This is a genomic window from Actinoplanes sp. NPDC051633 (assembly GCF_040681735.1).
Taxonomy (GTDB): domain Bacteria; phylum Actinomycetota; class Actinomycetes; order Mycobacteriales; family Micromonosporaceae; genus Actinoplanes.
In genome coordinates this window covers 1-2,389 of sequence record NZ_JBFAZH010001173.1, presented here as the reverse complement: position 1 = coordinate 2,389, position 2,389 = coordinate 1, and the positions used below count along the sequence as shown (strand labels likewise).

Genomic DNA, 2,389 nt, shown 5'->3' with positions numbered 1-2,389 from the left:
GCCGGAGCAGGGCCGCCGGCCTCCACGGCGGCCGCCGGGCCGCCGATCTCGACCGTCGCCCGGATCGGTGGCCGGCTCGTTTCGAAGGCCGCGTCGGCCGGCTTGCCCGCCGGGGCGTCGACCACCGCTGCGACGGTGCTCTCCGCCGCCGGCGAGGACGGCGAGGACGGCGAGGACGGCGAGGACGGCGAGGACGGCGAGGACGGCGAGGCGGGAACCGCGGACGACGTGCCGATCTTGGCTTCGAGAGACTCCACGAACTGGCCCAGCAGCTTGCCGGACACCTCCTTGATCATCCCGCTGCCGAACTGGGCCAGCTTGCCGGAGATCTTCAGGTCGGTGTCCACCTTGACCACCGTGGCGTCGCCGTCCGGCTTCAGGGACGCCGTGATCAGCGCCGACGCGTTGCCCCCGGCCCGCGAGTCGCGGCCCTTCGCGTCGATGACCGCGCGGTGCGCGCCGTCGTCCTTCTCGACGAACCGCGCCGTGCCCGAGAAGTCCGAGATCACCGGGCCGACCTTCACCTTGACCTTGCCCGAGTAGACGTCGCCCTCCACGCCGGTGAGCTGTGCCCCGGGCAGGCAGGGCGCGATCCCCTCGAGGTCGGTGAGCACCTCCCAGGCTCGGTCGATCGGGGTGTGCACGGTGAACTCGTTCGTGATCTTCATGGCCCCTCCTGAGGTGCCGGCGGCGATGCCGAAAGCAGCGCGGTGATGGCGGTGTGGTCGCCGGGGGTCTTCGCGATCGTGCCGATGGTGGCCAGCGCGTCCTCGCGTACCCAAGATCCGGCGCCCAGGGCGGCCAGCGCGCCCACCCAGTCGATCGTCTCGGCCATCCCCGGCGCCTTGTCCAGCTCCAGCTCGCGCGCCCGGCCGACGAACTCGGTCGCCGAGCGGATCAGCGGCTCGCTCGCGGCCGGCACGCTTCGGCGCAGGATCTCGGCGGCCCGCGCCGGCTGCGGGAAGTCGATCCAGTGGTAGAGGCAGCGGCGGCGCAGCGCGTCGTGCAACTCGCGGCTGCGGTTCGAGGTGAGCACCACGGTCGGCGGCCGGATCGCGGCGAACGTGCCCAGCTCCGGCACGGTGATCGCGGCCTCGCCGAGGAACTCGAACAGCAGCGCCTCGAACTCGTCGTCGGCCCGGTCGATCTCGTCGATCAGCAGCACCGGCGGCACCGGGCCGTCGGACCGCACCGCACGCAGGATCGGACGCTCCAGCAGGAACTCCTCGGTGAACAGGTCGGCGTCGCCGATCCGCTCGTGCCGCACCTCGGCCAGCCGGATCGCGAGGAGCTGCCGCTGGTGGTTCCACTCGTAGAGGGCCTCGGCGGCGGTCAGGCCCTCGTAGCACTGCAGGCGCAGGAACGGCGCGTCCAGCGCGGCCGCGAGCGCCTTGGCCGCGGCGGTCTTGCCGACGCCGGGTTCGCCCTCCAGCAGCAGCGGTTTGCCCAGCCGCAGGGCCAGGAACAGCGCCATCGCCAAGCCGTCATCGACGAGATAGTCCTGCTCGTCGAGGCGGCTGCGAACCTCCGCGGCGTCCCGCATCACGCGCCGGTGAACCGGGCCAGGCAGCCGGGCCCGCAGAAGTAGTGACCCTCGCCGTCGGTGAGCGCGTCCGGGGTGATCAGGACGGTCATGCCGCAGATCGGGTCGGTGGCGGACCGCACCGGCGCCGGCGCGGAGCCCGCGGTCAGGCCGTCGAGCCGGATCGCCTTCACGATGTCGGACATGATGGACAGCGCGATCTCCGGTGGGGTCCGCGCCCCGATCCAGGCGCCGGCCGGGGTGTGGATCCGGGATCGCTCGGCCTCGGTCAGGCCCATCGAGTCGAGCACCTGCGGACCGCGTCGCGGCGAGGCGACCAGCGCGATGTGGCCGACGCCGGCGTCCAGCGCCGCCCGGATCGACGTCTCCTCGTCGCGGCCCAGTCCGGCCACCACCACCGCGGCCGCGCCGTCCATCGACGAGGACGCGACGTCGAACTCCAGGAACCGGGCGAGCTCTGCGACCGCCGTACCGATCGGGGTGCTGCCCGCGACGAACAGCACCGGCCGCGGCAGCACCGGCCGCAGGAAGATCTCGATCGCCCCGCCGGACAGACACGGGTTGACCACGACCTGCGCGCCCGGCGCCTCGGGGAACTCCTCGGCGCTCTCCGGAAGGACCCGGAGCAGGAGGGTACGCCCGTCCCGCAGCGTTTCCAGCGCCGCCGCCCGCACCGAGCTCTCCGCGCACACCCCGCCGACGAAGCCCTCGATGGTGCCGTCGTCCAGGATCACCGCGGCGTCTCCGGGCCGCGCCGAGGTCGGCTCCTGCGCCCGCACGACGGTCGCGTGCACGAAGGGCCGCCGCTGTGCCGTCAGCGCCGACGCCCGTTCCGCGACGTCGCTC

Annotated in this window: 3 protein-coding genes; all 3 read right to left on the bottom strand. The window is 73.4% G+C overall.

Annotation, left to right across the window (positions count from 1 at the left end):
- The coding region (locus AB0M20_RS38590; protein WP_364305892.1) for an SRPBCC family protein at positions 1-668 on the bottom strand (668 nt) is incomplete at its 3' end.
- Positions 665-1,543 (bottom strand): MoxR family ATPase, encoded by an 879-nt coding sequence (locus AB0M20_RS38585; protein ID WP_364305890.1) that lies wholly within the window; start codon positions 1,541-1,543, stop codon positions 665-667. The genes AB0M20_RS38590 and AB0M20_RS38585, both read right to left, overlap by 4 nt.
- Positions 1,543-2,322 carry an XdhC family protein gene (locus AB0M20_RS38580; protein ID WP_364305894.1) on the bottom strand — a complete coding sequence of 260 codons (780 nt, stop codon included), beginning with the start codon at positions 2,320-2,322 and terminating at the stop codon, positions 1,543-1,545. Before AB0M20_RS38580 ends, AB0M20_RS38585 begins: the two co-directional genes overlap by 1 nt.
- Positions 2,323-2,389 lie beyond the last annotated feature (67 nt).